Source organism: Acuticoccus yangtzensis, assembly GCF_001927245.1.
GTDB lineage: Bacteria > Pseudomonadota > Alphaproteobacteria > Rhizobiales > Amorphaceae > Acuticoccus > Acuticoccus yangtzensis.
Window position 1 is genome coordinate 76555 of sequence record NZ_MJUX01000006.1, and the last position, 26979, is coordinate 103533.

Below are 26979 nucleotides of genomic sequence, written 5' to 3' on the forward strand. Positions count from 1 at the left end.
TTTGCCTGATTCGTCGCGGTTTCGCCCGCTCCACGGCGGCATTGCTGCCCCTCTTCGGCGCGACGTCCGTGTCGCGCTCCGGCTCGGCGACTAAGTCACGCTCTGTCGCTGGTGTCACACGTCAGGGCGGCGCCGTTGTCGCTCTCCGGCGCGGCGCTTTACTGCCGCCGCACCGGCCGACCGCCTCTATGAGACGCCGGGCCGATCATCGTGACGGGTGCGCAGCCGCTGACGGGGTGCGCACGGCGGGCCTCTGCGGGTGTGCCGCGGAAGCCTCGACCGGTCGAACACGCGATGGGGCGCCGATCGGCACCCCGCGCGGTGGATCAATCGTCCCGGTGGATGCGCTCGCGGCGCTCGTGCCGCTCCTGCGCTTCGATGGAGAGCGTGGCGATGGGCCGCGCGTCCAGCCGGCGGATGCCGATGGGTTCGCCCGACTCTTCGCAATAGCCGTAAGAACCATCGTCGATCCGCGACAAGGCGGCGTCGATCTTGGCGATCAGCTTGCGTTGCCGGTCGCGGGCCCGAAGCTCGATCGCGTGATCGGCTTCCGACGTCGCACGATCCGTCAGGTCCGGATGATTCCGTTCCCGCTCGGCCATCTGATCCAATGTGAACTTCGATTCCCGCAATATATCCGACCGCCAATCCAGCAGTTTCTTGCGAAAATATTCTCTCTGCCGCTCGTTCATGAACGGTTCGTCCTCGCTCGGACGATAGTCGTCGTTGACCCGTTCTTTGACCGTCTCAACCACGCGTGATCACCCCCGCTAGTGCGCCTTCGCAATACACTCTTACGGAACAAATGCAAGCTGGAAGGGGCAAATAGGACAATCCGTTAAGCGATTAATGATGCTTGTGCCGCGCTTGCATATCCGTCGGTGCACCCGACTACCGTCGCGAATGCAGGATCGGCGCCGTTTGCCCGAAAACAGCCGCAACGCGGATTTTCAGCCTCTCGCCTTGACACCGAAGGTGCGGCCAGCCCTCATGCAAATCGGTGCCGAGACAGAGCCGGTCCGGACACGCCGAAGAGGCCATTTTTCCCCGGTCTCCCCCCTTTCCACGGCCCCAGATCATCCCCGCTGCACGAGAGGTGCCATGCGTTTCCAAGGCTCGGACACCTACGTCGCGACGAAGGACCTCGCGATCGCCGTCAATGCCGCCATCGCCCTGGAGCGGCCGCTCCTCGTCAAAGGCGAGCCGGGCACCGGCAAGTCCGTCCTCGCCCACGAGGTCGCCGCCGCCATGGGCACCCCGCTCATCGAATGGCACATCAAATCGACGACAAAAGCGCGTGAGGGGCTCTACGAATACGACGCCGTCGCCCGGCTGCGGGACAGCCAGCTCGGCGACCCGCGCGTGTCCGACATCGCCAACTACATCCGCCGCGGGAAGCTCTGGGAGTCCTTCGTCGCGCCCGAGCGCCCGGTCCTCTTGATCGACGAGATCGACAAGGCCGACATCGAGTTCCCCAACGATCTCCTCCTCGAACTCGACCGCATGGAGTTCGACGTTCTGGAGACCGGCGAGCACGTGAAGGCGGTGCGGCGGCCGATCGTCATCATCACGTCCAACAACGAGAAGGAGCTGCCGGACGCCTTCCTGCGCCGCTGCTTCTTCCACTACATCAAGTTCCCCGACGCCGAGACGCTGGCCGAGATCGTCACCGTCCACTTCCCGGACCTGAAGAAGGACCTCTTGCGCGTCGCGCTCGAAACCTTCTTCCAGATCCGCGAGGTTCCGGGCCTGAAGAAGCGTCCGTCCACGTCCGAGCTGCTCGACTGGATCAAGCTCCTCGTCGTCGAAGACCTCGACCCGGCGGCGATCGCGGAGAAGAAGTCCGGCAACATCCTGCCCCCGCTGCACGGCGCTCTGGTGAAGAACGAGCAGGACGTCCACCTGTTCGAGCGCCTCGCCTTCCTCGACAGGGCCCGCCGCTGATGCGCTATTTCATCATCATGCGCCACGCGAAGGCCGAGGTCGGCGAGGGCAAGAGCGACTATGACCGCGAGCTGGTCGAGCGCGGCTGGGCGGAGGCCGACTCCACGGCGAGCCAGCTCGCCGCCCACGGCCTCGCCCCCGACACGGTGCTCTGCTCCGCCGCCCGCCGCACGCGCGACACGCTGGCCGCGGTGATGCGCCATGTGCCGGGCGACTGCGTGGTCCACCTGCGCCGCTCGATCTACGAGGCCGAGACGGTCGACCTGCGCGACATGCTGCGCAAGACGAGCGGCCAGCGCGTTCTCGTCATCGGCCACAATCCTACCGTCCACGAGCTGTCGATGGATTTCGCCGGCCAGGACGGCGGCGCCCTGTCGCGCGGCTTCCCGACCGCCACGGCCGCCGTCTTCACCCTCGGCTTCGGGCTCGACACGCTGAAGTTCGACGGTCTGATCAACCCCTGACGCCGGTCCCGTACGCGGCGGCGGTCAGGCTTCGACCGCCTCCACCGCCTCGCACGCACCCGGCGCCTCGTCCTCCTGGATGTGGCGCACATCCTCCGCATCGTGCAGCTTGATCAGCCTGTCATAGTGCTGCGCGGCGGCGGCGAAGGTCGGGAAAATGTAGCTCGTTCCGCTCTGGGTGACGGCGCCGTCGGCCGTCAGGCGGCGCAAGGCATCGTCGATCTCGAAGTCCACCTCGACCTTGTAGCGCTCGGCCAGAAGAGCGTCGATCTCGGCCTTGCGGCGGGCAACGTCCGCCTGCTCCACCGTCTCCCCGGCGAGGTGGTAGAGGGTGATGAGATCCTCCTTCATGTCCTCCTCCTCCGCACGGTCGACCAGAAGCGTGATCGCCGCCCGATTGTTGGCAAGGTTGTGGAAGAAGAGCTTTTGCGACAGCTCCATCATGTAGCGGTTGCGCTGGTTGAAGAAGCCGGTCACCTGCCGCGCGACGAGACCGCCGAAGGCCACCAGCGCGCCCACCGCCGCGAACGGGTTGGTCGCCGCAACCACCTTGCCGGTGGTGGAGAAGAGGCCGAACAGCGTGCCGCCGCCCGCCGTCGCATAGAACTTCAGCTTGTCGAACGGGCGGAACTGCACGCGGCGCAGGGGAAAGAGGATCTGCAGGTCATGCTCGGGCATGTCCTTGAAGACCTTGATGTAGATGTTCTCGGTCGAGGTGCCCGTCGGCAGCCCCTTGCGCCGCTTGGCCACCCTCTTCTCGGCCGTCTTCAGCGGCACGTTCTCGGCGGCGGCGATCTCGGCCGCCCGGTCCGCGTTCGACTTCAGCTTCAACAGCACGAAGAGGCGGCGATAGACCGGAACGTCATAGCTGTAGGACAGCAGATAGGCCGTCTCGGGCCGCCGCACGGTATGGTGCGTGGAATAGACGTCGCGCCCGTAGACCTGGAGAATGTCGTACTCGTCCAGATCCACCTCGATCCGCAGGGAATAGCTCGACTGCTCATTCAGGATCGCGTTGATCTCGGCGGTGGACAGGGGCGAATAGTTCGCCCGCGTCAGAAGATGCGCGGTCATCTCGGCAAGGCGCGCCTGCATCGCGGCGGCCTCTTCGGCGGTGAACTGGCAGACCTTCACCGTGTCGGTGTCCGGGCTGAACGGCAGGTAGACGCGGCGCAGCTCGGCGGCGAGCTGGCGATAGTCGTGGTTGCGGTGACGCTCCAGCTTCAGCGCCATCATGGCGAAGGTCTGGCCGTCCTTTTCGCCCGGAATGTCGTGGCAGAGGTCCACCGCCACCGCCTGGCGCGACAGCGGTATGAAACGCGAGCGCGGCAGGGCACGCCGCGGCGCCTCGTGGTCGGGTGGGATCGGGAAGCCCGCGAACTCGCGCAGCCAGATGAGAAGCGGCCGTCGCGGTCCCGGCGCGGCGGCGGGCGCCTCGTGCGGGTCCGCAGCGGGCGCCGTGGTCCTCGGCTGGGTCGAATGCATGGCGTCCATCGTCGGCCCCGTCAGCTTTGCGCGGGCGACAGACGGCCTCGCCTCGTCCGCCCCGCCGTCACACGTCAGCGTCGCAGCGCGTCGACCGCCTGATCGAGGCCGGACAGGGTCAACTCGTACATGCGCCCGCCCATCACCTCCCGCAGGATCTCCGTCGACTGCGTATACTGCCATAAATCACCCCGAACGGGGTTGATCCATGCAGCTTTGGTAAAATGTCCGAGAAGACGTTGCATCCAAACCGCGCCAGCCTCGGCGTTCCAATGCTCCACGGAGCCGCCGGGCGCGACCACTTCATAAGGGCTCATCGCCGCATCACCGACGATGATCAGCCGCGTATCGGCGGGAAAGCGACGGATGATGTCGAGCGTTGGCGTCTGCTCGGTCCGGCGCCGGGCGTTGGAGGTCCACAGCCCTTCATAAACGCAATTGTGGAAATAAAACTGCGTCAGCGAATTGAACTCGGATTTGGCCGCAGAGAAGAGCTCTTCGCAGACCTTCACGTGGTCGTCCATCGACCCGCCGATATCCAAAAGCAGCAGGATACGCATGGAATTCTGCCGCTCGCGCCGGGTTTTGACGTCGAGAAAACCTTCGCGCGCGGTGGAGGAGATGGTTTCGGGAAGGTCCAGCTCCTCCGCCGCGCCGGTGCGGGCGAGCTTGCGCAGCTTGCGCAGGGCGATGCGGATGGCGCGGGTGCCGATCTCCGTGTCGCCGTCGAGATCGCGGAACTCGCGCTTCTCCCAGACCTTCACCGCGCGGCGATGGCGGCCCGGCCCGCCGATCCTGACCCCTTCCGGGTTGTAGCCGCCGTGGCCGAAGGGCGACGTGCCGCCGGTGCCGATCCACTTGTTGCCGCCCTGGTGGCGCCCTTCCTGCTCCTTCAGGCGCTCCTTCAGCGTCTCCATCAGCTTCTCGAACCCGCCCAGCGCCTCGATCGCCGCCTTCTCCTCCGGCGTGAACACGCGGTCGGCGAGGAGCTTCAGCCACTCCTCCGGCAGCTCGGCGACGTCGACCCCGTCCGGCGCGTCGGACAGGGCGGAAAGGCCCTTGAAGACGCGGCCGAACACGCGGTCGAAGGCGTCGATCTTCGTCTCGTCCTTCACCAGGGTGGCGCGGGCGAGGTAGTAGAAGGTCTCGACGTCGCCATCGCCCAGGCCGTCCTTCATCGCCTCCAGCAGCGTGAGATATTCGCGCAGGGAGACCGGGACGCCCTCGGCGCGCAGGCCCTCGAACAGGGGTGTGAACATCGCCGGCCTCCGCCTCGGTCCCATCGGTGTAGCATCAGGACGGGCCTGTCGGCGAGCGCTCCTTGTGCGAGGAGCGGAGCGGCGCGGCGGTGACGGCGAGGATGGCGGCGATCAGCGGGAATTGCAGCGCGACGCGGCCCCACAGCGCCCAGTCCGGCAGAACGGCCCCGCCGACCGGGATGCGCTCCAGCGCCATGTAGACGTTGGCCGGCAGCACGGCGAGGAGATAGAGCGCCAGCACCCGGCCCGTGACGCGGCGCCAGCGCGGGACGGCGAGGCCGGCGGCGAAGGCGATCTCCATCGCCCCGGTGAGCCGCACGATGGCTTCCGGCGCCGGCAGCCACGGCGGGACGATGCGCGCAAACGCCTCCACCGCGACGAAATGCAGGACACCCGCGGTGAGGAAGAAGACCGCGAAGCCCCACGCGGCCACGGCGCGCCAGCGGGCGGCGGACCGGCCGCCGCCGTCGCTCACTTGTCGTCTTTGGGCGCGATCTTGGCGATCTCGCTCATCACGTCGTTGATGCGCGGGCGGCGGGTGCCGTGGAAGGGCAGCGGGCGCAACACGTCGAGCGCGGCGAGGCCGAGGCGCGCCGTCATGAGGCCGTTGACGATGCCTTCGCCGAGGCGCGCCGAGAGCTTGGCCGCGATGCCCTTGCCGATCACTTCGCCGATGAGGGAATCGGTGGCCGCCATGCCGCCGGTCACCGCGAGGTGGGCGATGGCGTGGCGCAGCACGCGCAGGAAGCCGAGCGTCCCAGGCCGCCCGCCATAGATCGTCGCGATCTGCCGCACCATGGAGAGCGAGGCGAAGATGACGTAGCCGACATCCACCAGCGCGCGCGGCGACAGCGCCGTGACCGCCGCCACACGGCGCGCGGCCGAGACGATCTGCGTCACCGCCTGCCGGTCGAGCTGGGCCAGCATCTCCCGTTCGCCCAGCGCGATGAGGTCACGCCCGTCGATCACCTCGCGCATGTGGCCCTTCATCGACTTGCGGCCGCGCGCCAAGGTCGGCCGGTCCTCGTAGGTGGCGATGAGGTCGGTGATGACGGCTCTCGCGTCGCGCGGGTCGTCGGTGGTGATGACGTCGTCGGCCCGGCGGCGCAGGTCCTCCAGCACCTTGAGGTGGCGGATGGCCAGCCACTCGCGCAGGATCATGCCGACGAGGCCGGTGGTGGCCAGCACCGCCAGCGAGGCGGCGAGGTAGCCGAGCCACGGCCCGCGGGCGAAGAGGTCCTCCACGAAGGCGAAGAGGGAGACGGTGAGGGCGAGGCCCGTGAGGCCGGAAATGCCGGCGGTGAAGAGGCCGAGCCAGCTCCAGCGGCGGCGGCGCTTCAGCGGCTCTGGCGTGACGACGGCGGCGCCGCGCGCCTCGGGCACGGCGATCGGCTCCGCCTCGCGGCGGGACCGTGCATCGCCCCTTTGCCGTGCGGTGCCGCGGCGGCGGAAGAGGCCGCCCCCGTCGCGCGGGGCGGTGCGCCCAGCGGTGCGCCCGCCTTGCGCCGCAGCCCCGCCGGACGGCGCGCCCTCGGCCGTCGCGGCGCCGGAATAGGCGGCGTCCGCGGCATCGTCCCAATCCTCGCCGTCCCAGCCGCCGGCGGCGCGATCGTCCGCCTCGAACGGCGCGTTCTGACCAACCGCGGACGGCCGCGCACGCTCCGAAGCGGGCTCGGCCGAGCCCCGCGCGGCGGCGTTGTCGGACGCGAAGGCGGCACGCGGCTCGGCCGCCGGCCCCCGCCGCGGTGCCGGCGCGGCCGCGGGCGGCGGCTGCATGTGCGGCTGACGCGGATCGGGGTCGGACAGTGCCCCGAAGGCGTCGGACTCCGGCGCGAAATCGTCGTCGTCCTCGTCGAACTCGACATCTTCGATATCGAAGACGATGGGGCGGCGCTTGGTCATTGCAGACGGTCCCCGATCAGATACTGAAGCACGCGGTCCAGACGAATATGGGGCAGCGAGAGCGTCAGCGCCCCCTCCGTCTCGATCTTGCCCGGCCGGAAGCGGAGCGTCGTGACGCCATATTCGTCGCGCGGCGCCTCGAACACGGCGCGCGGATCGTCCGGCAGATCGCCCGGAAAGAGGCCGACTTCCTTGATGCCGTCGAACACGCGGTCGCCGATCTTCTGCCCCTCCATCGGCGTTCCGGCGATGGTGAGATAGGTCTCCCCGCCGCGCGTCACCGAGGCTTCGCGGGTGGCACGCACCGCCGCCATCGCCATCACGTCCACCTCGGCCCCGGCGAACTCGGCCGCGTCTATCGCCTCGGCGACGAGGTGGCGCAGGATGCGCTCCAGCCGGTCGTGATCGGCGTGGTGGATGTGGTCGGCCTTGGTGGCGACGAACAGGATCTTCTGGATCCGCCGGTCCACCAGCGCGCCGAGGAAGGACATCTTGCCGGTGCGGAAACAGGCGAGAACCGCGCGCAGCGCCCGGCGCAGCTCGTCCAGCGCCTGCGGCCCGCCGTTCAGCGCCGCCAGCACGTCCACCAGAACAATCTGCCGGTCGAGCCTTGCGAAGTGATCCTTGAAGAAGGGTTTGACGACGTGGGTCTTATAGCTCTCGTAGCGCCGTTCCATCATGGCGTGAAGCGAGCCTTGCGCGGCCTCTTCGGCGCTCAGAGGCAGCGGCGCGAAGGTGAGCGCGGGCGAACCCTCCATGTCGCCCGGCATCAGGAAACGGCCGGGCGGCAGCGAGGCGAGCGCGTTGGGGTCCGCCCGCGCGTCCTTCAGGTAGCGCGTGAAGGCTTCGGCGAGGCGCTGGGCGTCCGCCTCGCGCGCCGGGGCCTCGGGGTCGATCCCCTCCAGCGCGGCGCGGAAGGGCGCGGCGTCGGCCGGACGGCGCGCCGCCTCCTCCATCGCCTCGCGCGACCATTGGCGGTAGTCGAGATGCATCAAGGGAAGGTCGAGCAGCCATTCGCCCGGATAATCCACCAGGTCGAGGTGCAGCTTCCCGGCACCGAAGCGGCGCGAGAAGACCCGCGCGCTCTCATACTCGATCGTCACCCGAAGCTGGGCGATCTTGTGGGTCGAGCGCGGCCACACCCTGTCGTCCACCAGCGCGCGGACGTGGTCCTCGTATGGGAAGCGAGGCACCTCGTCGTCCGGCTGCGGGGCGAGCCCGGCGGAGGAGAGACGCCCCTCGGCATAGGGCGCGAACAAGGGGAGGCGGCCGCCATGGACGAGGTTGTGAACGAGCGTCGCCAGGAACACCGTCTTGCCGGAGCGCGACAGGCCGGTGACGCCGAGCCGCAGCGACGGCGCGAAAGCCTCGCCCAGCCGCTCGCCCACGGCGCCCGCCGCCAACAAGGCCTCATCACCGATCCGCCGCCAACGCTCACGCACGAACAGCCCCCTTCGCCGACTCCCGTCCCCTTAAGCGCCAATGGCCCGCGTGAACACCCGGCGATGGGGCCACCGCACGCAAAACACGCCGCCACGCAACAAATCACAAGCCTCGCGCGTTGGACGCTTACACCATTCGCGGAAAAACCGATGCCGTCGGCAGCTCTGATTTTCAACGCCTCTTCCGGCCGCCACCTCACCTCGCAGGGCGCCAGGGACGCGACGATCGCGACGCTCGAGCGTGCGGGCATCACCGTCAACCCGATGCCCGGCGACCTCGGCGAGCAGCTCGTCGCCAGCCGCGAGGCGCCGGACGACATCATCATCGTGTCCGGCGGTGACGGCACCATCCGCGCCACCATCGAGACGCACCGCGGCCACGGCCGGCCGATCGGCATCCTGCCCGCCGGCACCATGAACCTCCTCGCCCTCGATTTCGGCATTCCCGAGGACCCCGACGAGGCTGCGCAGGTGATCGCGAGCGGCCACACCCGAAACGTCGACTATGGCTGCGTGGAAAACCACGTCTTCCTGCACACGCTCTTCACCGGGCTGCCGGTGCGCATCGGCGTCCACCGCGAGGCGCGCCGCGGCAAGATGAGCGCGCTCGACCGCATCTGGCTCGCCGCTCACGCGCTGACGACGCTGCCGCGCGACCCCAAGCTCTCCCTGTCGGCGCTGCGGGACGAAGGCGGCATGACGGAGCTGACGTCGCCGTCCTTCGCCCTCCTCGTCGGCACGCTCGGCACGCAGATGCTGCCCCGACCCCGGCGCGAGACGGTGGACGGCGGCAACATGACCATCTTCGCCATTCATCCCAAGACCGGCGCCGATGTCGCGCGCATGCTGCTGCGCGGCGCCTTCGGCCAACTCGCCAGCGACGATCAGATCGACAAGGTGGTCGCCACCCGCGCCACCATCAAAGGCCCGCGCCGGCGCATGCATGCGATGCTGGACGGCGAAGACACCTTGATCCCCTCCCCCGCCGAGGTGACCATCGTGCAAGGCGAGATCCAGGTGTTCGCCCCGCCCGTGGCCGAGCACCCCCCTGAGACCCGAGTAACGGAGGCGTCGTGACGCGCATCGCACAGGTCTCCGATCTGCATTTCGGATCGGAAGACCCGGCCACCACCGAGTCCCTTCTCCACTTTCTGAACCGCCTGAAGCTCGACCTCGTGATTTTGTCCGGCGACCTGACGCTGGCCGCAAAGCATGACGAATTCGCTCGCGCACGGGCCTTCATCGACCGCCTTCACGCCCCGACCCTGTCGGTTCCCGGCAATCACGACCTGACGCCCTGGAACATCCCCGAGCGCATGCTGCGGCCCTATCGCCGCTGGCACCGCTATGTCGGCGAGGAACTCGAGCCGTCCTGGTTCGGGCCCGACGTCGCCGTGGTCGGCCTCAACACCGCGCGGCGCATGCGGCTGAAGCTCGACTGGTCGCACGGCAGCCTGTCGCGTACGCAGATCAACAGGCTCGGCGAGCGGTTTCGCGGCGCCAAGCCCGGTGCCTTTCGCATCGTCGTGGCGCACCACCCCTTCCTCGACGAGGAGGGTGCGGACCTTGCCAACCGGCCCAAGGCGATCGTCCACCGGGCCGACAAGGCGCTGGACGCCTTCGTCACCCAGCGTGTCGACCTCGTCACCGCGGGCCACCTTCACCGCACCTATGCCGCCGCCTTCCAGACCGAGGCGGGCCAATCCGCCGTCGTCGCCGAGGCGGGCGAGCCTGCCCACAAGGTGACGGTGATCCAGGCCGGAACCGCGCTCTCCTCGCGCACCCGCGACGAGGCCAACTCGTTCAATCTGATCGAGATCGAGGGCGGCCGCCTGGAGGTTCACCCGATCACCTGGACCGGCGCGGCCTGGCGCCGGGCGGACGCGGCGCTGGTCGCGATCGCCCGCCCCTCCGCCATGGCCGCCTGACTGGCCTCCCGCGGTCAGACGCAGGCGGTCATGCCGCCGTCCACGAACAGCGTCTGGCCGTTGACGAAGCTCGCCGCCTCCGAGGACAGGAAGACGCACGCCCCCACGAGCTCGGGAAGCTGGCCCCATCGGCCCTGCGGCGTGCGCTTCTCCAACCACCCTGTGAACACCGGGTCGCTGGAAAGGGCGGCGTTCAGCGGCGTGTCGAAATAGCCGGGCGCGATGGCGTTGATGTTGAGGCCGTGCTTGGCCCAGTCCGTCGCCATGCCCTTGGTGAGGTTGGCGACAGCGCCCTTGGAGGCCGTGTAGGGCGCGATCCCCGGCCGCGCCAGCGCCGTCTGCACCGAGGCGATGTTGACGATCTTGCCCCGCCCGCGGCCGATCATGTGCCGCCCGACCGCCTGGCCGACGTTGAACACGCTGGTGACGTTGGTCGCCAGCAGCCGCTCGAACGCCTCGGCGGGGAACTCCTCCAGCGGCGCGCGATGCTGCATCCCGGCGTTGTTGACGAGGATGTCGATGGCGCGGCCGTCGGCCTCCACCGCGTCCACCGCGGCGCGCACGGCGGCGTGGTCGGTCGCGTCGAAGGCGAGGGTCGTGACCGGGGCTCCGGCATCGGCGAGGCGGGCGGCTGCGGCGTCCAGCTTGGCCGCGTCACGTCCGTTCAGGATCACCGCGGCGCCCGCAGCTGCGAGACCCTCGGCAAGCGCGTAGCCGATCCCCTGGCTGGACCCCGTCACGAGGGCGGTGCGCCCCGTCAGCGAAAAGGCCGCGAGACCGGCAGGTAAATCCGTCATAGTCCGTCCATCCGTCGTCGATCGCCGCCACCCGGCGCCGTCCCGTCCTAAGACGGATTAAGGCGCCGGGGAATCCGCACTATCGACGGATCCGCCTCAGGCCGCCGCGGCCTGGACCTCGGCGGGCGGCATCGGCGTCTGGCGCAGGCGCGTCAACGACACCGGCTCGGCGTGCTCTTCGGGGATGGCGCAGATCCCCGCCCGCGTCATCGCCCGGCCGACGGCGGGGTGTGCCGTCACCACCGCGAAGGGCGCGGCGAGGACGAGCCCGGCGACCACCGGCAGCGCGAACCAGATCATCTGCGGCGCCCCGCTCAGGATGATGACGAGGAGCGCCGTGCCGAACAGCGTCTGCGGCAGGAAGGTGGACAGCGCCTCGCCCCAGGTGATGCTGCGCACGGACCGCGCCTGCGCCTGCCACTCGATCCGCTTGCCGAACAGGAGGCCGAAGGCGAAGACGGCGGTCGCGAAGGCCACCGCGGGCGCCATCAGCGTCGACGCGAAAAGCTCGAACAGGCCGCCGAGCGCGGTCTTCACCCGCCCGCCATAACGGCGCGACTGGTTGGGGCTCGCAATGGTTGCGAGCAGGCCCATGATCTTCGGCGCGAAACACATGAAGAGAACCACGCCGACGAGGGCGAGCCCCCACCCCTCGGGCACCCCCGCAACGCCGCCGCCGAGGATGGTCAGCGCACCCAACACGATGAACGTCATCCACGCCGGGGCGCCGAGGAACATGACGACCGCGAGCGCGAGCTGCAGACGGCTGATCGGCTTCAGCCCCGGCATGCCGATGAGCCACAAATACTGGAAGTTCCCCTGGCACCATCTGAGATCGCGGCGGACATAGTCGGGCAGCGTCGGCGGGTTCTCCTCCCAGCTCTCGCTCTCCTCGGCGATCACGCGCACATGGTAGCCGCAGCGGCGCATCATCACCGCTTCGACCTGGTCGTGGCTCATGATCGCCCCGCCGAGAGGCCCCGTCCCGGACAGCACCGGCAGGTGGCAGTGCGCGTGGAAAGGGGCCATGCGGATCAGCGCGTTGTGTCCCCAGTAGGGTCCGCAATCGCCCGTCCACCACACCGAGCCTGCGGTGAAGGCCCGCATCCCGTGGCGCATGCCGAACTGGAAGGTGCGCGTGAACATCGACGTCGACGGCGTGCCGATGGCGAGCGTCTGCAAAATTCCGACCCGCGGCGCCGCCTGCATGGTTCTCACCAGGCGCAGCACGGTGCGGGCGGACATGTAACTGTCGGCGTCCAACGTCAGGAAAAAGGTGTAGTCGTTCGCGTGACGGCCGCAGAATTCCTGGATGTTCCCGGCCTTGTAACCCGCATTGTCCATCCGGCGGCGGTAGAAGATCTGCCCCGGCCGCGCGCTCTCGCGCCGCCAACGGGCGACGGTGTCGACCTCCTCCGCGGCGATCGCCGGGTCGTTGGTGTCGGACAGGATGTGGATGTCGAAATGCTCCGCCTCGCCCTCGGCCTCCAGCTCCTCGAACATCAGCTTGAGGCGGCGCGTCGCCACCGCGACGTCCTCGTTGCGCAGCGTCATCGCGATGGCGGTCCGGGTGGTGATGGCGCTGCCGGTCGCCTCGTCCAACGCCAAGGGATCGTTCGGCACCGGCCCGCGGGCGATCAGCAGGGTGCCGATGATGGCGTTCCAGAACCCGATCGAGAGCCACGGCAGGGTGATGACGAAGGCGACCCACATCACCGCACCGCTGAGGCTGATGCCGCCGCCGAACATGAGGCCCGCCATTGCCGCCCCCAGACCCGCCACCGTGACGAGGTTGAGGACCGCGAAGATGATCCGTCGCCGGAAGAGACGCTTCGGCAGGTCATCGCCGCCGCTGATCTCGCGAAGGGGCGAGAGCCACGCGGGTTTCCCGGCCGGTGTCATTTCAACCATTGCAATGTTGGCCTTTTCTCTTCCTGCACCACGTAGCAAGGACAGCGCCATCCGCGCGATACGAAATGACGTTCAACCTCACGACGGGCGATATGGACACTGCACAGAATTCGTCCATGACGGTGCGACAAGCCAAAGCACTTTGGTGTGATGGCAGGCACCGCTTCAGCGTCCGGACCGCCCCCTCAGCCGCGCCGGGGCCGGGCGAGGTCGCCATCGCCGCCGAACACTCCGCGATCAGCCGCGGCACCGAGCGTCTCGTGGCCGAAGGGCGCGTGCCCGCCTCGGAGGCCGAGCGAATGCGCTGCCCCTTTCAGGAGGGGGATTTCCCGTTCCCGGTGAAGTACGGCTACGCCCTCGTGGGACGCATCGTCGCGGGCCCTGCCGCGCGCATCGGCGAGCGGGTGTTCGCCCTCCACCCGCATCAGAGCCTCAGCGTAGTTCCGGAGGGGGCCGCCAACAGGGTGCCGGAGGATGTGCCGGCGCGCCGGGCCACCCTCGCCGCCAACATGGAGACCGCGCTCAACATCGTCTGGGATTCGGGGGCGGCGCCCGGCGACAGGGTGCTCGTCATCGGCGCCGGCGTGGTGGGGCTGTGCGTCGCCCATATCCTCGGCCGCATGCCCGCCGTCACGGTGACGGTGGTCGACCGCGACCCCGCCAAGGGCGCCGTGGCCGAGGCGATCGGCGCGCGCTTCGCCGCCGAGCCGCCGCGGGACGTCGACGTCGCGATCAACGCCAGCGGCAACGGTGCGGCGCTCGCCACCGCGATCGAGGCGGCGGGCGTCGAGGCGCGCATCGTCGAGGCGAGCTGGCTCGGCGAGGGTGAGACAGCGGTCCCCCTCGGCGGCCCCTTCCACGCGCGCCGCCTCTCCATCGTCTCCTCGCAAGTCGGCCGACTGCCTGCCGCCAAGGCGCCGCGCTGGGACTTCGCGCGCCGCATCGCCGCGGCCCTGTCGCTGCTCGCCGACCCTCGCCTCGACCATCTCCTGACCCATTCTTTGACGCTCAGCGAGGCGCCGGCCGCACTGCCGCGTCTCTTGCGGGACGATGGCCCCCTCGCCATCACCCTCGATTATTCCTCGGAGACCTGAATGTACGCCCTCGAAGTCCGCGACCACATCATGATCGCCCACAGTCTGCCCGGCGAGGCGTTCGGACCCGCCCAGAAGATGCACGGGGCGACCTTCGTGGTGGACGCCGCATTCTTCGCCGAACGGCTCGGCCCGAACGACATCGTCATCGACATCGGCCTTGCCACCGACACGCTGAAGGCGATCCTGTCGACGCTCAACTACGCCAACCTCGACGAACTGCCGGACTTCGCCTCGCAGCGCTCCACGACCGAGGTGCTGTGCCGCTGGATCTTCGACAAGCTGGCCGCCGCCTGCCGTGACGGCACGCTCGGCGAGGACGGACAAGCCGTCGCCAAGATCCGCGTCACGCTGAACGAGTCGCACATCGCCCGCGCCTGGTACGAGGCCGCGCTCTGATGCGCATCGCCTTCGCGATTCCCGGCGACATCGACACGCCGACCGGGGGTTATCGCTACGACCGACGCATCCTCGCCGAGCTTCGCGCGGCGGGGCACGAGGTCGACCACGTCGTGCTGAACGGCGGCTTCCCGGACCCGCTGCCGGAGGAGGCCGAGGCGGCAATCGCGACCCTTGCCGCGCTGGAGGCGGACGCCGTTCTGGTGGACGGCCTCGCCTTCAGCGCGTTGCCGGTGGAGGGGCTGCGGAGCGTGCGCGCGCCGCTCGTCGCGCTGATCCATCACCCGCTGGCGCTGGAGACGGGCCTTTCCCCCGCCGCCGCGGCCGCCCACCGCAGCCGCGAGACGGCGGCCCTCACCGCCGCCGCCGGTGTCGTCGTCACCAGCGAGCCGACCCGCGACACTCTGCTGGCGGACTACGCCGTGCCGCCGGAGCGGATCGACGTCGCCGTCCCCGGTCTCGATCCGTCGTGGTTCCAGCAACGCGACCCGTCCCCGGAGGGTGACGCGGTCCCGCTGATCGTCTCGGTCGGTTCGATCATCAGCCGCAAAGGCCATGATGTTCTGCTGGATGCCCTCGGCCGCCTGATGGATCACCCTTGGCGTGCCGTTGTCATCGGCTCTAAAACCTGGGATAGTTCATTGACTGCCGCGTTGGAGCGGCAGATCTCGCATTTCGGTGGCCGGGCCTCTCTCGCCGGCGCATTGAGCGAGGAGGACATTCGCGCGCATTACCGGGCCGCCAGCGTCTTCTCCCTTGCAACGCGCTATGAAGGGTTCGGCATGGTCTTCCTGGAAGCGATGGCCTCGGGCCTGCCGGTCGTCGGAACGCGCGGAGGTGCCGTGCCCTCCGTCGTGCCGGACAGCGCCGGCCTTCTCGTCGACGTCGACGATTCCGCCGCCCTCGCGGCAGCGCTGCGCCGTGTGCTGACGGAACCGGCTTTAGCCGCCCGCCTGTCGCACGGTGCGCGTGAGGCCGCCCGCTCCGCGTCGAGCTGGGCCGAATCGGCCGCCCTCATCGCCCGCCGGCTGGAGGCCGCCTCCCGCGCCCCGGCCTCGCACAGCGCCACGCCATCCGCCGCCGGCGACGGCACCGCGCCATCGGCCACCGCCACACAGACGGTCCTCTCATGAGCTTCAGTGCCGATTGGCTGGCCCTGCGCGCGAAGGCCGACCGCAGGGCCCGGTCCGACCTCGCCGAACGCCTCGCCGACCTGACCGACGCGCTCCCCCGGCCGCTCAAGGTGATCGACCTCGGGTCCGGCACCGGCGCCAACGTGCGCGAGCTCTTCCCCAAGATCCGCCCGCCCCAGGACTGGACGCTGGTCGATGCCGACGCCGAGCTTCTGAAACGCGCCAAGGTCAATCTGGAGCATCATGGCGGGCTCAGGATCGCGCTTCACCACGCGGACCTGATGGTCGAACCGTTGTGGACCGAGCACCCCCACATCGTCACCGCCTCGGCGCTGTTCGACATCGTGTCCGAAGCCTTCGTCGACCGGCTGGCAAGCGCCCTCGCCCGCCAGAAGACGCCGCTCTTCTCGGTTCTCACCTACGACGGTCGGTTGAAGGTGACGCCCGATCACCCCTTCGACGCGGCGATGATCGACGCCTTCAACGCTCACCAGCGCGGCGAGAAATCGTTCGGCCGTGCGCTGGGGCCGGACGCCTCTGACACGTTGACCGCCACGTTGCGCCGCTATGGTGCCACCGTGCTGGAGGACGACAGCCCGTGGCGGCTGGAGGCCCGTCAGGACAACGAGCTGATGCAAGCCAAGTTCGACGGCTGGGCCGCCGCCGCGCGCGAGATGATGCCGGACCAGGCCGACGCGATCGACAATTGGCGGGCCGCACGGCGCACCGCGGCCACCGTCTTCGTCGGCCACCGCGACCACCTCGCCACCTTCTGACAGCCGCGTTCCGGCGCCCCCCGTCTCAGGGGCGCCCGCCTCGACGGTGTCCAGCCTCGGCGTTGTCCAGCCTCAGCGGTGTCCAGCCTCAGCGGTGTCCGCGGCGCAGGTCGCAATCAAACACGACGTCACCGCCGGAGAGGAGCGTGACCTCCATCGCCGGGCGGATCGCCTCGTCGAGCCGGGCGATCGGCGGCAGCGCGATCCCTGTCGGCCCGGAGCCGATGATGATCGGTCCGACCAGCACCATCAGCCGGTCGATCGCCCCGGCGGCGATGAAGCCGCTCACCGTCGCAGCGCCGCCCTCGATGAGGAGGCGCCTCATGCCGCGCTCGGCCAGAGCGCCGACGATCGTCGCCGGCGACAGCGGCGCGGGCGCGTCGATCGTTTCCACGCCGGCCGGATCGTCCGCGAGCGCCGGGCCGAAGACGATGCGCCGGCTGCCGTCGTCGGCCAGCAGCCGCAGCGCGGCCCCCGCCGAGCGGCGCTGGTCGATGAGGACGCGCGCAGGGTTCGGTCCCTCCACATGGCGCACGGTGAGTTGCGGATCGTCCGCCCGCGCGGTGCCTGAGCCGATGACCACCGCATCGACGTTGGCGCGCAACGCATGCAGCAGCGCGATCGCCTCCGGTCCGTTGATGTAGTGGGAATGTCCCGTGGGGGTGGCGATGCGCCCGTCGAGCGACTGGCCGAGCTGCGCCACCACCATCGGGTCGCCCCGCCGCGCCGCTTCGGCCAGCGCGGTGACGGTTGCCGAAGGAGGGATCAACGGCCGCCCCACATGCGTTGAAACACGCCGTCCCGCTTCACAATGAGGTGATAAAAAGCAGCGGCGATGTGAAGTCCCGCGACCCCCATCAGCACGAAGGCCGCCGTCGCGTGCCAATCGGCGACGGTCTCGTAGAACACCTTGTCGGGCGCGGCGAGCGCGGGCAGATCGAACCAGCCGAACACCGTGCGGGCGGGGAAGAGGGAAACCGCATACCACCCGAGCAGCGGCAGGAGGACGAGGAGCCCGTAAAGGGCAACGTGGGTCAGCCCGGCCACCGCCTTCTGCAAGGCGGGCATCGGCACGGGCGGAGGCGCCCCAAATATCAAGCGGTTAAGCACCCGCAGGAGAGTCAGCCACAGGATGAGGAAGCCGACCAGCTTGTGGCTGGAATAGAGCCCGTTGGTGAGCCCGTCCCAGATGCCGAGATCGTTGCCGCGCCATGTCATCGTCAGCCCGGTTACGAGCATGAAGGCGACCGCAAGCACGCTGACCCAGTGGAAGGTGCGTGCGAGCGCCCCATAATGAAGGTGAGCCGGGGGGCCGGCGGCGGGCGTTGTGGTCATCGCGGGTCTCCCTGCGGCGGTCTGTCGCCCATCTGGTCGCGACCGTCGTTCAGCCCCAAACTATCCATGTCGGCGGTCGCGGGTGCTTCCGCCGCTGTGCGCCTGGGTTGCATAACGGCGCCGCCCGACCATGGTGTGTCGGGACGACATTGGCAAACCCAATTCCTAAATGGGCTGCTGGAGATGAAACGTTGATGCACTTGTCCGAAGCCCTCTCCTTCGCCGGGCTGAACCTCGTCGCCGTCACGCCGCTGGAGATCCGGCGGGAAGTCGTCGCCTGCGTCGCCTTCGAGCCGCTCGGCCTGTCGATGGGCGATTTCCCCCACCTCGCCATCCTCTTCAGCAAACGCGATTGGGCGGGCGAGGCGGACATCCACAAGGCGGTGATGCAGGAATTTTCCGGCGCCCGGAACGTTCTGACGCGGCTCCATTCGGAATGCTTGCTGGGCGACGCGTTCGGCTCCTCCATGTGCGACTGCGGCAGCCAGATGCGCGTGGCGATGGAGGAGATGCAGGCCCGCGGGGAAGGCCTCTTCATCTACCTTCGCCAGGAGGGGCGGGGGATCGGCATGCGTGCCAAGCTCGACTGCCTGGCGCTCCAATATGGCTTCGTGAAGGGCAAGCGCACCGCGCGCCGCCACACCTCCGACGAAGCGAACCTCGCGCTCGGCTTCGACGTGGACGAACGCTCCTTCGACATCGCCGGCAAGCTCTTGAAGGCGCTCGACATCGCGTCGGTTCAGCTCGTGACGGGCAACCCGCGCAAGATCGAGGATATCGCCGCCGAGGGCGTCACGATCGACGAGACGAAGGACCTGTGGTGCGGGTCGATGTCGGCGCGCGCGGCCGAGGAGTTCGCCGAGAAGATCGCGCGCGGCTATACCTACCAGCGGTGAGGCCGCGCGCCGTGTGCTCGGGCGCGCGCCGGTCTCTTGCCGGGGTCCGGCGCTGCGTGGTAGCGGCCTTCATGACGATACGCTCAACCGGCTGACGGCTCGCTCCGCTGCATAATCTCCCGCTGCATAATTTTCAGGACATTCGCGGACGCCCCTTGCCGCCCGGCCTCATCATCCGCGCTGAAGACGAGGACGACGACGAGGACGTCGAAGCCCTCTACGGCATCGCCTTCGGGCCGGGCCGCTTCTCCCGCACGGCCTACCGGCTGCGTGAGGGGGTGATGCACGACCCGCGCGTGTCCTTCGTCGCCGACCGCAATGGACTGGTGATCGGCGCCATCCGGCAGACTGCGGTGATGGTGGGGGATCGCCCGGCTTACCTTCTCGGCCCCCTGGCGGTGGCGGAGACGGCGGCCAAGCAGGGGATCGGCCGCGCGCTTCTGCACCAGTCGATTGCCGCGGCGGCTGAGACGAAGGCGGATGCGATCCTTCTCGTCGGCGACCCGGCCTTTTATGCGCCGTCCGGCTTCGTGCAGATCTGGAACCAGGTGGAGATGCCGGGGCCGGTGGAGCGTCACCGGCTGATGGAGCGGCCGCTGCGCCGCTCGGTGGAAGGGCGGCTCGCCGCCCTGCCCTGGCCCGAAACGAGCCTCTGAAACGACCTTGCGAGACGCCGGGCGCCGCAGCGCCCGGCGCGCCGGATCAGGCCGCCTGATAGACGCGGCGCGAGACGAGCGCCGAGCCCAGCACGCCCGCGCCCATCTTGGCGCCCGCCAGCACGGCGAGGTCGACCAGCGGCTCGGCCAGAACCACCAGCATGTAGGCGCCGCCGAAGGAGGCCACGCTCTCGAGGTTCGCCGCGCCGAAGCCCTGGCCGTAGAAGGCCCAGAAGGCGACCCAGGCGACGATGCCGCCCTGGTAGGTGGTCGAAAGCACCAGCGCCTGACGGTAGGTGAGGTCCACATAGGCCGTGTTCGGCGCGATGATCCGCTTGGCGATGACGCTGACGGCCCACAGCGGGACGAGCAGCGTGGTGACGTTGACGGCGTACATCGGCAGGTCCGCCGGGGCGAAGAAGAGGCCCTGGAGGAGGAGGCCGGCGGCGAGGCCGATCGCGGCCGGGCCGCCGCCCAGGATCAGGAACAGCGTGGAGCCGAGGATGAAGTGGACCTCGGAGACGCCGACCGGATAGTGCGGCAGCACCTGGAAGAAGCAGAAGACGGCCGCCGTCGCGATGACGCTGCGGCTCAGAAGCGCGCTCACACCGTCCTGGCGGACCGTGTCGAAGGCGAGCTTGCCGGCGACGACGGCGCCGCCCGCGGCCGTCGCCAGGCTGAGCATCATCTTGGCGCCGTGGACGATTCCGGGTTCGATATGCATGTGTTGTCCTTTCTGCACCCACCGTGCAGGGAGTTGGGGATGCGGGGCGAACCCCGCGGCGTCGATGGCAGGTCTCCTGGCTTGCGGGTCGCCGCTCGATCCCGCCTTCCCGGCCGGCCGGGATGAACCGGGGCCAGTGGCATTCGGGGATCTCGCTCACCGCTCACAGTTGCGGGGGCAGCCACGGTCTTGGTCCCTGATGGGTACGCCGCACCGTGTTCCCTTTTCACCCGCCCCACAGCGTTTGCCGGGGCGGGAACCATCGCTGGGCAAAATCGGTCAGTCTGCGCTGCGACGCAAGCGCCGTCTGCGGCCGCAGGGCAAAAACCGGACGATCTCCGGCCTTATGCCGCCCAGAACGGCACAATACGCCCAATAATGACGCAACCGAGGCTCTTCCGCCCGCCTTGCGGGGACGCTACCGTCCCGCGTCACGCACAACAGACGAGCCCGATATGATGCGTTTTGCGCCACTCTTCGCTCTGGCCGCCACGGCTGCCCTCGGGGCCGCGGTAGGGGCCGTCACGCCCGCCGCCGCGCAGGACAAGACCAAGGCCTGCTTCATCTATGTCGGATCGGTCGGCGATTTCGGCTGGACCTACCAGCACGACCAGGGCCGCAAGGCGGTCGAAGCGGAGTATGGCGACAAGGTCGAGACCGCGTTCCTGGAGAACGTGGCCGAAGGCGCCGACGCCGCCCGCGCCATCGAGCGCATGGCCCGCTCCGGCTGCGACATCATCTTCACCACATCGTTCGGCTTCATGGACGCCACGAACCGGGTCGCCGGCCGCTTCCCCGACATCAAGTTCGAGCACGCCACCGGCTACAAGCGCGACCACCCGAACGTCTCCACCTACAACTCGAAATTCTACGAAGGCCGCTATGTGATCGGGCAGATCGCGGCCGCGGTGTCCGAGACCGGGATGGCCGGCTACATCGCCTCCTTCCCGATCCCGGAGGTCGTGCGCGGCATCAACGCCTTCCTTCTGGGCGCGCAGTCGGTGGATCCGGACTTCTCGCTGAAGGTCATCTGGGTGAACACCTGGTTCGACCCGCCGCGCGAGGCGGACGCGGCCCGCGCCCTCATCGACCAGGGCGTCGACATCATCACCCAGCACACCGACTCCACGGCGCCGATGCAGGTGGCAGCCGAGCGCGGCGTGCACGCCTTCGGCCAGGCGTCCGACCAGATCGCCTTCGGCCCTGAGACGCAGCTCACCGCGATCGTCGACGACTGGGCGCCCTACTACATCGAGCGCGTCGGCGCGGTGATGAACGGCACGTGGGAGCAGCAGGACAGCTGGCACGGCCTCGACACCGGCAACGTCGCCATGGCGCCTTTCACCAACATGCCCGAAGAGGTCGCCGCGAAGGCGGCCGAGACCGTCGCTGCGATCGCGTCCGGCGAGCTCGAGCCCTTCACCGGGCCGATCAACAAGCAGGACGGCACGGTCTGGCTGGAAGACGGCGTGGAAGCCGAAGAGGGTGAGCTTCTCGGCCTGAACTTCTACGTCGAGGGCGTCGACGGCCAGCTTCCCCAATAAGGCCCGCCTTCGACCAACGCCCCCGCACCGATCGGCGCGGCGCCTGTGGCCAATGGACCACGGGCGCTTGCCTGACCGTGCAGGCGCGACATAATCGGAGCGCCGCAGGATCCGTCCGGCGGAGGCCCCGCGGGAGGGCGAGGGAGAACCAAACGCCATGCGCCTCGCGCTGATCACGCCGAGTTTCAGCCGCGACTATCCCCTCTGCGCCGACCTCTGCCGCTCGATCGACACCTACATGACCGACGACATGGAGCACATCCTGATCGTCCCCGCGGCGGACCGGGCGCTGTTCGCCCCGCTCGGCGGGCCGAACCGGCGCATCATGGCCGACGAGGAGGTGCTGCCGACGCGCCTCACCAAGCTGCCGCTGCCGACGCGGATCGGCATCCCCGGCCTGTGGCACAAGCGCCTGCGCCCGCTCTACATGACGCCGTCCTTCACGGTGACGCGCGGCTGGGTCATCCAGCAGGTCATCAAGATGTCCGCCCACAGGGTGACCGACGCCGAGGGCACCGTCTTCCTCGACAGTGACATCGCCTTCGTGCGCCCCTTCTCGGCCGAGACCTTCCTCATCGACGGCAAGCTGCGCTTCCTCTACGAGCCGGACTGCATCTACGAGAACGTCGCCCAGTACCAGGGGTGGCAGGACGTCGCCTGCGACCTTCTCGGCATCGACCGCTTCCCGTTCGCGCACGACAATTATATCGGCGCCGGCATCTGCTGGCGGGCCGACCGTCTGGCGGAGGTGCGCGCGCGCATCGAGGAGGTCGGCGGGCGGCCCTTCCACGAGACGCTGCTGCGCCAGTCGTCGTTTGCCGAATACGTCATCTACGGCATCTATTGCCGCCATGTGCTGAAGGGCGAGACCGGCCACGCGGAGACCACGAAGAGCTTCTGCCTCGGCGACTGGGTCTATGACACCGCCACCCCGGAGGGCTACGACGCCTTCCTCCACGGCCTGACGGGCGACCATGTCGCGGTGCTCATCCAGTCGACCAGCGAGTGGCCGGTGGAGCGGCGTCGCGCGGCGATGGCGGCCATCCGCACCAACGCGGCCCTTGCGTGATGGGACGGATCCGCCGGAGCGCCCGGCCGATCACCCGCCTCGTGCAACGCATCGGCCTTTGCGCCCTGTTGGCGCTGTCCGCGGCCCCGTCACCGGCCGCGGCACAGACACCCTACGGCGACGACGAGCTCATCCAGGGCTTCCTCCTCACCGTCTTCGGAGCCGAGGTCGGATCCACCCCGCGCGATATCGAGGCGGCCAGCGTCGTGAAGAAGTTCACCGGCCCGGTGAGCTACACCATCGTCTCGGCGACGCGGCCCAACCAGTCGGCCAGCGTGCGGGCCTTCATGGCCGAGCTGTCGGGCGCGGTGGAGGGCCTCACCCTGGTCGAGGCCGCACCCGGCGAAGACCCGGCGATGACCGTCTTCCTCGTCGCCCGGCGCGATTATGTGCCGACCATCCGCGCCAAGGTCTGGCCGGGCGTCGATACGGCGTTCCTGGAGAGCAATGCCTGCTCGGCCGTGATCGCGGCGCGTCGCGCGGGGATCGAGAAGGCGTTCGTCTTCCTCGTCGCCGACGAAGGCTTCCTGCCGCTCGCCCACTGCATGGTCGAGGAAATCGCCCAGTCGCTCGGCCCCGCCAACGACAGCGATTTGTTACCCGACAGCATCTTCAACGACAGTTCCGACGTGAACGTCTTCAGTGTGTTTGACTGGTATATCCTCAACATGCTGTACGACCCGCGGGTGCAAGCCGGGATGACGATCGACCAGGTTTCGGCGATTTTGCCGGCCGTGATCGCCGATGCGCGACTGCGACTGCCCGAAATCATGGCGCACCGTCCGGCCATTGCAGCCCACGCGGCGTTTACCCGGCCGTAACCATAAGGCCACATTCGGCCGTGAAAAGGCGACCTCACGGGCCCGTGACTGGGAACCAATAACCAGCGCGGACATATGGTGTTCTCGTATGCCCATGCCTGTCAGCGTGAGTGACCAGCATATGCGCGGAGGAGTGTGCCGTATGTCCAAACCTTTCTATAATCTTGCCAGCGGCACGATCGGTGTGGCGTTGGCGGTGTCATTCGTCTTGCCCGCGGCCGCCGATGCGGACCGCCGGTGGTGGCTTCAGACGCTGCAGGAGCAGCGCGCAGGCGCCACCGTCGAGGCCACCCCGGTGACCGCCACGGCCCCCGGCGTCACCTCCTCCACGGCCCAGCGTGACCCGCGGGACGCGGCCGTGATGTCCGCCGCCGTGGCGACCCCGACACCGCAATATCGCATGATCAGCGGCCGCCTCGTCCCGGTGAACGGGACCGTCACGGCCGTGCGTCAGGCCCCGCCGCCGGTGCAGGCCGCCCCCGCGCTGCGCACCGCCGCGGTGACGCCGCAGATGACCCGGCCGATCTCGCGCCAGATCGACCCGGCCTTCCTGCCGACGGAGGTGTCCTTCTCCGGCTACAAGCCGGGGACGATCGTCATCGACACGGAAGAGAAGTATCTCTACCTGCAGATGGACGGCGGCATGGCCAAACGCTACGGCGTCGGCGTCGGTCGCCCCGGCTTCCAGTGGGCCGGCACGCACAAGATCACCATGAAGCGCGAGTGGCCGGGCTGGACCCCGCCGGCGCAGATGCGCAAGCGCCAGCCCGAGCTGCCGGCCTTCATGGAAGGCGGCCCGGAGAACCCGCTCGGCGCCCGCGCGATGTATCTCGGCTCGACCCTCTACCGCATCCACGGCTCCAACGCGCCCTGGACCATCGGCCACGAGGTGTCGTCCGGCTGCATCCGCATGCGCAACGAGGACGTCATGGATCTTTACGACCGCGTCGGGGTCGGCACGACGGTCGTCGTCAAGCGCTGAGCCGCCCCGTCTGACGCGACGAGAAGCCGGACCGCCACCGCGGCCCGGCTTTTATATTTGTAGCACCGGCCTACAAGATTCTGCGTTGCCAAGGAGGTTGAGACCTTCCTAAGTTGTCGCCCGCCGCAGGAGAGGCCACGGGGCCGCACAGGGAGGCATCATGCGCGTCAACCCGCAGGTCCTGTCCCAGAGCATCGCGCTCGACGGTCTGCCCGAGGAGCTGGCCGAGGAGCTGATCAAGGTCGCTCGCACGCGGCCGGTGAAGGCCGGCCAGGCGGTGTTCGAGGCGGGCGATCCGGGTGACGGCTTTTATGCTCTGCTCGAAGGCTCGCTCCGTGTCGTCCTGCGCGGCGAGGAGAGCGAGCAGGTGCTGGCGCTCCTCTCCCCCGGCGCCATCTTCGGCGAAATGTCGCTGTTCGACGGCGAGGCGCGGTCGGCGAGCGTGGTCGCGGCGAAAGCCTCGCGCGTCGCCTTCTTCGACAAGGCGGCCGTCTACCGCTTCGCCGACGATCACCCCGCCGTCTACCGGCACATGCTGACCATCGTCGGCAAGAGGTTGCGCGCATCCAACGCGACGCTGGCGGCGCGCTCGCTGCTGCCGCTGGCGGGCCGCGTGGCGCAGACCCTGCTGCACCTGTCGGACCTCTTCGGCAAGGATGTGGGCCAGGGGCGCACGCTCATTCACCACAAGATCAGCCAGGCCGACCTCGCCGCGATGGTGGGTGCCGCGCGCGAAAATGTCAGCCGCGTCCTCAACGACTGGAAACGCGAGGGACACGTCTCGCGCATCTCCGGCTACTACTGCATCGAGGACGCCTCGGTGCTGCGCGCACTCGCCGCCATCTGACGGCGCCACCCCGCCGCGAAGCCATGCCCGGCCGAGGGACGGGGCGCGGCATTTCGCGCGCCGTCGCGCCACCACCACGAACGGTGCGAGAACACCGCGTCAGATCGGCACACTGAAGCGGATCAGCAACCTGGCATGGCTCTAGCCACACACTGCGCAACGCGTTAGAGGGACCGCGGCTCGATGCGGTGCCAGACCGCTTGACTGTGACTTTTGTTCTTGGAGTGCTTCGACGTGACGTGCAGCCGGTTGGCCCGACGACCGCTTGCCCTTGCCGGCGCGACTCCTTTCGCTCGCGCGAGGAATCTGCCCCATGGGTGACGAATTCTCTTTGCTCTCCCTGTTCCTGCAGGCGCACATCGTCGTCAAGCTCGTGATGATCGGGCTTGCGTTCGCGTCGCTGTGGTGCTGGGCGATCATCTTCTACAAGCTCGTGGCGTTCCGGCGCATCCGCTCGCGCATCCACGCCTTCGAGGACGACTTCTGGTCCGGCCAGTCGCTGGAGGAGCTCTACCAGGCGCGCGAAGAGGACGAGCCGGACGGAACGGCCGCCATCTTCGTCGCCGCGATGCGCGAGTGGAAGAAGAGCCACGAGGGCAACCGCCCCGCCCTCGCCTCCCTCGCCGACCGCATCGACCGCGTGATGTCGATGACCCTGGCGCGCGAGGGCGAGCAGATGGAGCGCGGCCTCATGGTGCTCGCCTCCGTCGGCTCGGCGGGTCCCTTCATCGGCCTGTTCGGCACGGTGTGGGGCATCATGTCCTCGTTCCAGGCCATCGCCGCGTCCGAATCGACCAACCTCGCGGTGGTCGCCCCCGGCATCGCCGAGGCGCTCTTCGCCACCGCGCTCGGACTTCTCGCCGCCATTCCGGCGACCATCTTCTACAACAAGCTCGCCACCGATGTCGGCCGCATCTCCGGCCAGATGGAAGGCTTCGCCGACGAGTTCCTGGCGATCCTCTCGCGCGAGATCGATGAGCGCCGTTAGGCCCCGTTCATCCGCCCCCTCTATCCTCGGCCGCGCCGCACGGCGCCGCATTCCGGGGCGCATCGCCCGTCCCAGCGGGTGCGTCGCCTCTCCCATCGGGCGCACCGCCCGTCCAAGCTTTAGGAGGCTTTCATGGGTATGAGTATGCCTTCCAGCGGCGGAGGTGGCGGCCGCCGCGGACGCCGCCGCCAACGCTTCCAACCGATGGCGGAAATCAACGTCACGCCCTTCGTGGACGTGATGCTGGTGCTCCTCATCATCTTCATGGTCGCGGCCCCCCTCCTCACCGTGGGCGTGCCGATCGACCTGCCGGAAAGCCGCGCCAACCCCATCGAGGGGCGCACCAATCCGATCACCATCTCCATCACCACGGACGGGGCGATCTACGTCAACGACGCGGAGGTGGCGATCACCCAGCTCGTCGACCGTCTCGGCCAGGAGGCGAACGGCAACCTGGAAGAGCGCGTTCAGGTGCGCGGTGATGCGGCGGCCAATTACGGCATCATCATGCGCGTCATGGGCCGGCTCAATCAGGCGGGCTATCACCGCCTCGCCTTGGTGACGACCGAGGAGGCGAGCTGAG

The 26979-nt window shown here is 68.8% G+C and carries 28 protein-coding genes and 1 riboswitch; of the genes, 17 read left to right on the top strand and 11 right to left on the bottom strand.

Features of this window, described 5'->3' with window-relative positions; translation table 11 throughout:
* Positions 1-326: 326 nt before the first annotated feature.
* A complete protein-coding gene (gene dksA, locus BIX52_RS15135) occupies positions 327-692 on the bottom strand; it encodes an RNA polymerase-binding protein DksA (protein WP_075222108.1) in 366 nt (121 codons plus the stop codon).
* Positions 693-1101: 409 nt separating this feature from the next.
* Here dksA and BIX52_RS15140 point away from each other — a divergent pair, with 409 nt between their 5' ends.
* Positions 1102-1944 (top strand): AAA family ATPase, encoded by an 843-nt coding sequence (locus BIX52_RS15140; RefSeq protein ID WP_075221937.1) that lies wholly within the window; start codon positions 1102-1104, stop codon positions 1942-1944.
* Positions 1944-2408: a SixA phosphatase family protein gene (locus BIX52_RS15145; protein WP_075221938.1), complete on the top strand. Its 465-nt coding sequence runs from the start codon at positions 1944-1946 to the stop codon at positions 2406-2408. The genes BIX52_RS15140 and BIX52_RS15145 overlap by 1 nt, the downstream gene beginning before the upstream one ends.
* Positions 2409-2432: 24 nt before the next feature.
* On the opposite strand, the gene BIX52_RS15150 is transcribed toward BIX52_RS15145, so the two are convergent.
* The 5 genes from BIX52_RS15150 to BIX52_RS15170 form a co-directional block, all read right to left on the bottom strand.
* Positions 2433-3902, bottom strand: a complete 1470-nt coding sequence (locus BIX52_RS15150) for a TMEM143 family protein (protein ID WP_075221939.1) — start codon at positions 3900-3902, stop codon at positions 2433-2435.
* 65 nt (positions 3903-3967) lie between these two features.
* Positions 3968-5152 (bottom strand): vWA domain-containing protein, encoded by a 1185-nt coding sequence (locus BIX52_RS15155; RefSeq protein WP_075221940.1) that lies wholly within the window; start codon positions 5150-5152, stop codon positions 3968-3970.
* Positions 5153-5186: 34 nt separating this feature from the next.
* Positions 5187-5627, bottom strand: coding sequence for a DoxX family protein (locus tag BIX52_RS15160; RefSeq protein ID WP_075221941.1), 441 nt, complete (start codon positions 5625-5627; stop codon positions 5187-5189).
* On the bottom strand, positions 5624-7054 hold the full coding sequence (locus tag BIX52_RS15165; protein ID WP_083660310.1) for a YcjF family protein: 1431 nt from the start codon (positions 7052-7054) through the stop codon (positions 5624-5626). Before BIX52_RS15165 ends, BIX52_RS15160 begins: the two co-directional genes overlap by 4 nt.
* Positions 7051-8496: a YcjX family GTP-binding protein gene (locus BIX52_RS15170; RefSeq protein ID WP_075221942.1), complete on the bottom strand. Its 1446-nt coding sequence runs from the start codon at positions 8494-8496 to the stop codon at positions 7051-7053. The genes BIX52_RS15165 and BIX52_RS15170 overlap by 4 nt, the downstream gene beginning before the upstream one ends.
* A gap of 150 nt (positions 8497-8646) precedes the next feature.
* Here BIX52_RS15170 and BIX52_RS15175 point away from each other — a divergent pair, with 150 nt between their 5' ends.
* Positions 8647-9573, top strand: coding sequence for a diacylglycerol/lipid kinase family protein (locus tag BIX52_RS15175; RefSeq protein WP_075221943.1), 927 nt, complete (start codon positions 8647-8649; stop codon positions 9571-9573).
* Positions 9570-10424, top strand: coding sequence for a metallophosphoesterase family protein (locus BIX52_RS15180; protein ID WP_075221944.1), 855 nt, complete (start codon positions 9570-9572; stop codon positions 10422-10424). The genes BIX52_RS15175 and BIX52_RS15180 overlap by 4 nt, the downstream gene beginning before the upstream one ends.
* Positions 10425-10438: 14 nt before the next feature.
* Here BIX52_RS15180 and BIX52_RS15185 read toward each other — a convergent pair whose 3' ends face one another.
* Positions 10439-11221 (bottom strand): SDR family oxidoreductase, encoded by a 783-nt coding sequence (locus tag BIX52_RS15185; RefSeq protein WP_075221945.1) that lies wholly within the window; start codon positions 11219-11221, stop codon positions 10439-10441.
* Between the two features lie 96 nt (positions 11222-11317).
* Entirely contained in the window at positions 11318-13132 is a 1815-nt protein-coding gene (mdoH, locus tag BIX52_RS15190; protein ID WP_157956235.1) for a glucans biosynthesis glucosyltransferase MdoH, read from the bottom strand.
* Positions 13133-13197: 65 nt separating this feature from the next.
* Here mdoH and BIX52_RS15195 point away from each other — a divergent pair, with 65 nt between their 5' ends.
* The 4 genes from BIX52_RS15195 to BIX52_RS15210 are packed head-to-tail and all read left to right on the top strand — an operon-like array spanning position 13198 to position 16534.
* Positions 13198-14226: a zinc-dependent alcohol dehydrogenase gene (locus BIX52_RS15195; protein WP_205647771.1), complete on the top strand. Its 1029-nt coding sequence runs from the start codon at positions 13198-13200 to the stop codon at positions 14224-14226.
* Positions 14227-14625, top strand: coding sequence for a 6-pyruvoyl trahydropterin synthase family protein (locus BIX52_RS15200; RefSeq protein WP_075221946.1), 399 nt, complete (start codon positions 14227-14229; stop codon positions 14623-14625). It begins immediately after the preceding gene.
* Positions 14625-15758, top strand: a complete 1134-nt coding sequence (locus tag BIX52_RS15205; protein ID WP_075221947.1) for a glycosyltransferase family 4 protein — start codon at positions 14625-14627, stop codon at positions 15756-15758. Before BIX52_RS15200 ends, BIX52_RS15205 begins: the two co-directional genes overlap by 1 nt.
* Positions 15755-16534, top strand: a complete 780-nt coding sequence (locus BIX52_RS15210; RefSeq protein ID WP_075221948.1) for a methyltransferase domain-containing protein — start codon at positions 15755-15757, stop codon at positions 16532-16534. Before BIX52_RS15205 ends, BIX52_RS15210 begins: the two co-directional genes overlap by 4 nt.
* An 88-nt stretch (positions 16535-16622) precedes the next feature.
* On the opposite strand, the gene BIX52_RS15215 is transcribed toward BIX52_RS15210, so the two are convergent.
* A complete protein-coding gene (locus tag BIX52_RS15215; RefSeq protein ID WP_205647770.1) occupies positions 16623-17303 on the bottom strand; it encodes a RibD family protein in 681 nt (226 codons plus the stop codon).
* Complete coding sequence (locus tag BIX52_RS15220; RefSeq protein WP_075221949.1) at positions 17300-17869, bottom strand: cytochrome b; 570 nt, start codon at positions 17867-17869, stop codon at positions 17300-17302. Before BIX52_RS15220 ends, BIX52_RS15215 begins: the two co-directional genes overlap by 4 nt.
* Before the next feature lie 194 nt (positions 17870-18063).
* Here BIX52_RS15220 and ribA point away from each other — a divergent pair, with 194 nt between their 5' ends.
* Complete coding sequence (gene ribA, locus BIX52_RS15225) at positions 18064-18765, top strand: GTP cyclohydrolase II RibA (protein ID WP_075221950.1); 702 nt, start codon at positions 18064-18066, stop codon at positions 18763-18765.
* Between the two features lie 155 nt (positions 18766-18920).
* Positions 18921-19421 carry a GNAT family N-acetyltransferase gene (locus BIX52_RS15230; RefSeq protein WP_075221951.1) on the top strand — a complete coding sequence of 167 codons (501 nt, stop codon included), beginning with the start codon at positions 18921-18923 and terminating at the stop codon, positions 19419-19421.
* A 46-nt stretch (positions 19422-19467) separates the two neighbouring features.
* Here BIX52_RS15230 and BIX52_RS15235 read toward each other — a convergent pair whose 3' ends face one another.
* Positions 19468-20145, bottom strand: a complete 678-nt coding sequence (locus BIX52_RS15235) for an energy-coupling factor ABC transporter permease (RefSeq protein WP_075221952.1) — start codon at positions 20143-20145, stop codon at positions 19468-19470.
* Between the two features lie 49 nt (positions 20146-20194).
* Positions 20195-20424, bottom strand: a riboswitch (cobalamin riboswitch).
* A gap of 179 nt (positions 20425-20603) precedes the next feature.
* On the opposite strand from BIX52_RS15235, the gene BIX52_RS15240 reads away from it, so the two are divergent.
* From BIX52_RS15240 to BIX52_RS15270, 7 genes are all read left to right on the top strand, one after another.
* Complete coding sequence (locus tag BIX52_RS15240) at positions 20604-21689, top strand: BMP family ABC transporter substrate-binding protein (protein WP_425426690.1); 1086 nt, start codon at positions 20604-20606, stop codon at positions 21687-21689.
* A 157-nt stretch (positions 21690-21846) separates the two neighbouring features.
* The gene (locus BIX52_RS15245) at positions 21847-22758 is read left to right on the top strand and encodes a DUF6492 family protein (RefSeq protein ID WP_075221954.1); all 912 of its coding nucleotides are present in this window, start codon (positions 21847-21849) and stop codon (positions 22756-22758) included.
* On the top strand, positions 22758-23579 hold the full coding sequence (locus BIX52_RS15250; protein ID WP_075221955.1) for a DUF2927 domain-containing protein: 822 nt from the start codon (positions 22758-22760) through the stop codon (positions 23577-23579). Before BIX52_RS15245 ends, BIX52_RS15250 begins: the two co-directional genes overlap by 1 nt.
* A 142-nt stretch (positions 23580-23721) precedes the next feature.
* Positions 23722-24561, top strand: a complete 840-nt coding sequence (locus BIX52_RS15255) for a L,D-transpeptidase (RefSeq protein ID WP_171973590.1) — start codon at positions 23722-23724, stop codon at positions 24559-24561.
* 160 nt (positions 24562-24721) lie between these two features.
* The gene (locus BIX52_RS15260) at positions 24722-25408 is read left to right on the top strand and encodes a Crp/Fnr family transcriptional regulator (protein WP_075221956.1); all 687 of its coding nucleotides are present in this window, start codon (positions 24722-24724) and stop codon (positions 25406-25408) included.
* Between the two features lie 313 nt (positions 25409-25721).
* The gene (gene tolQ / locus BIX52_RS15265; RefSeq protein ID WP_075221957.1) at positions 25722-26396 is read left to right on the top strand and encodes a protein TolQ; all 675 of its coding nucleotides are present in this window, start codon (positions 25722-25724) and stop codon (positions 26394-26396) included.
* Between the two features lie 204 nt (positions 26397-26600).
* Complete coding sequence (locus BIX52_RS15270) at positions 26601-26978, top strand: ExbD/TolR family protein (protein WP_483860501.1); 378 nt, start codon at positions 26601-26603, stop codon at positions 26976-26978.
* Position 26979: the final 1 nt, after the last annotated feature.